Origin of the sequence: Nocardia amamiensis NBRC 102102, assembly GCF_001612745.1 — a bacterium.
GTDB lineage: Bacteria > Actinomycetota > Actinomycetes > Mycobacteriales > Mycobacteriaceae > Nocardia > Nocardia amamiensis.
Map to the genome: position 1 here is coordinate 1 of NZ_BDBA01000350.1, position 3,565 is coordinate 3,565.

The 3,565-nt window shown below is 70.4% G+C and carries 1 protein-coding gene; it reads left to right on the top strand.

What is annotated here, in order from left to right; genetic code table 11:
- Window positions 1-3,565 (top strand): non-ribosomal peptide synthetase (locus NA4_RS37430; protein WP_157129551.1); only part of this gene is annotated, 3,565 nt, incomplete at both ends.

A 3,565-nucleotide genomic window follows, 5' to 3' on the forward strand; every position in this document is an offset into this window, starting at 1 on the left:
CATGTGCTGGCGTTCACGGTGCACCACGTCGCCGCCGACGGTTCGTCGATGGGTCCGCTGGCGCGCGACGTGATGGCCGCGTACATGGCCCGGGTGCAGGGCGAGGCGCCGCAGTGGCAGCCGCTGCCGGTGCAGTATGCCGACTACGCGCTGTGGCAGCGCGCCGTGCTCGGGTCCGAGGAGGACCCGGAATCGCTGGCCGCGCAGCAGGTGGCGTACTGGAAGACGGCGCTGGCCGACCTGCCGGATCAGCTGGAGCTGCCCGCCGACCGGCCGCGGCCGCCCGCGCAGTCGTTCCATGGCAAGGCGATCCGCTTCGAGATCGACCCGCAGCGGCACGCCCGCCTGCACGAACTGGCGCGCGCGCACAACGCGTCGCCGTTCATGGTGGTGCACGCGGTGCTCGCGGTCCTGCTGGCTCGTTTGTCCGGCACCGACGACATCGCGGTCGGCACGCCGATCGCGGGTCGCGGTGAACGTGAACTCGACAACCTGATCGGCATGTTCGTCAACACCTTGGTGTTCCGAACCGAAGTAAACGCTGGTGACTCATTCGCCGATCTGCTCGGCGACGTCAAGGAACGCGACCTGGAGGCGTTCGCGAACGCCGACGTGCCGTTCGAGCGCCTGGTCGAGGTGCTCAACCCGGTGCGCTCGACCGCGCGCAACCCACTGTTCCAGGTGGGTCTGTCGTTCCAGAACCTGGCCGAGACCACCTTCGAGCTGCCCGGGCTCACGGTCAGCCCGGTGAACTTCGATTCGCAGCTGGCCAAGACCGATCTGCACGTCACGCTGTACGACCGGTACGCCGAGGACGGCACACCGGCGGAGATCATCACCGAATTCGGCTACGCCATCGACCTGTTCGACGAGGACACGGTGCAGGGCTTCGCCGACCGGTTCCTGCGGGTGCTCGACGCCGTGCTGGCCGACGCCACGGTGCGCGTGGGCGAGATCAATCTGCTCGCGCCGCAGGAGACCGAGCGCATCCTCACCACGTGGAACGAGACGGAATACGACGTCGACGCTCTGCTTGCCGCGCGTTCGGCAGGCTCCACGCGTACCGCGACGCTGGTGTCGTTGCTGGATGCCACGGTGGCCGCGACGCCGGAGGCGGTGGCGCTGGTCGCCGACGAGCCCACCGGTCAACGCGAGCTGACCTACGCCGAGCTGGACACACAGGTGAACCGCCTGGCGCGGTACCTGATCGGCCGCGGCGTCGGCCCGGAGGACCGGGTCGCGCTGGCGATCCGCCGCAGCAGCGATCTCGTGGTCGCCATGTACGCGGTCGCGAAATCCGGTGCGGCGTATGTGCCGATCGATCCCGATCAGCCTGCCGAGCGGACCGACTACATCCTCGCCACCGCCGCACCGGTGTGCGTGCTGACCACCGGACGCGACGGCTTCCGCACGTCCGCGGCCGACATCGTGCAGATCGATGCCATCGACCTCGCCGACTACGCCGGCACCCCGGTGCCCGCGGGCGAGCGGCGCGGCGCGCTGACCCCGGCGAACACCGCCTACGTGATCTTCACGTCCGGTTCGACCGGTCAGCCGAAGGGTGTGGCGGTGCCGCACGCGGCGATCGTCAACCAGTTGCAGTGGAAGACGAGCGCTTTCGGGCTCGGCACCCGCGACGCGGTGCTGTTGAAGACCGCGGCGACGTTCGACCTCTCGGTGTGGGAGTTCTGGTCGGCCGCGGTATCCGGTGGCCGCCTGGTGATCTCCTCCGCCGACGGGCACCGCGACCCGGCGTACCTGAACGAGCTGATGCGCGCCACCGGCGTCACGACCCTGCACGTGGTGCCGTCCATGCTGGACTCGTTGCTCACCGAATCCGGTGGCCGCCTGGCCGCCTCGCTGCGGCGGGTGCTGGCCATCGGTGAGGCGTTGCCCGCCGCGACCGCGCAGCGGTTGCGCCGCGACAATGCCGCCGAGTTGTACAACCTCTACGGTCCGACCGAGGCGGCAGTGTCGATCACCAGCCACCTGGTCACCGACGCCGACCAGGCGGCGGTGTCGATCGGCGCGCCTGAGTGGAACAGCCGGGTCTACGTGCTCGACTCCCGCCTGCGGCCGGTGCCGGTCGGTGTTTCGGGTGAGCTGTACCTGGCGGGCGCGCAGCTGGCGCGCGGCTACTTCGGTCGTCCCGAGCTGACCGCCGACCGGTTCGTCGCCGATCCGTTCGGCGCGCCCGGCACGCGGATGTACCGCACCGGCGACCTGGTGGCGTGGAACGCGGGCGGCGAGCTGGATTACCGGGGCCGCACCGACTTCCAGGTGAAGATCCGCGGCTTCCGCATCGAGCTCGGCGAGATCGAGGCCGCGCTGCTGCGGCAGGCCACGGTGAGCGCGGCCGCCGTCGTGGCGCACCACGATCCGAACATCGGCGACCGCCTCGTCGCCTACGTGGTGACCAGCACCGCGGAGGCGCTCGACAAGCGCGCACTGCAATCGGCGCTGTCGGCCGAGCTGCCGTCGTACATGGTGCCGTCGGTACTGATCGAGCTGGAGGCGTTGCCGCTCAACGCGAACGGCAAGCTGGACCGCAAGGCGCTGCCGCTGCCCAGCTTCGAGAAGGCGGTCTTCCGCGCGCCGGTCACCCCGATCGAGCAGATCGTGGCGAACACCTTCGCCGAGGTGCTGCGCATCTCCGATCGTGAAGGGGCATCCGGCGGGCAGGAGCGCAGCGACCGGGGGACTGGCACAGCGAAGCGCCTGGGTCTGGACGACGACTTCTTCGCCTGGGGCGGTAACTCGCTGCTGGCCACGCAGGTCGCCGCCCGCCTCGGCGAGGCGCTGGACACCCGGGTGCCGGTGCGCCTGCTGTTCGAGGCCTCCACCGTCGCCGCGCTGGCGGTGCGGGTGGAACAGCACGCCGACCTGGGCGGTCGCAAGGCGCTGACCGCCGGGCCGCGGCCGGAGCACATTCCGCTGTCGCTGGCGCAGCAGCGCATGTGGTTCCTCAACCGGTTCGACACCCAGTCGGCGGCCTACAACGTGCCGATCGCGGTGCGGTTGTCCGGCGCGCTGGACGTGGCCGCGCTGCGTGCCGCCATCGCCGACCTGGTGAGCAGGCACGAGATCCTGCGCACCGTCTACCCGCAGACCGAGAACGGCCCGGTGCAGGTCATCCTGCCGCCGGCGCAAGCGGTGCCGCGGCTCGAGGTGCGGATGGTCGCACCCGAGGCGATCGAATCCGCCGTGGTGGCGTTGACGTCGACGATCTTCGACGTGACCGCCGAGGTGCCGATGCGGGTCGCGCTGTTCCAGATCGCCGGCGGCGCGCAGACCGGGTCGGACGGCTCGGTGGACTACGTGCTGGCCATGGTCGTGCACCACATCTCCGGTGACGGCTCCTCGGTCGGCCCGCTGACCAGGGACCTGATGATCGCCTACGCCGCGCGGTCGGCGGGCGAGGCGCCGAACTGGGCGCCGCTGGCGGTGCAGTACGCGGATTACAGCATCTGGCAGCGTGAACTGCTCGGCAGCGAGGACGATCCGGAGTCGCTGGCCGCCAAGCAGGTCGCCTACTGGAAGCAGGCGCTGGCCGATCTGCCCGACC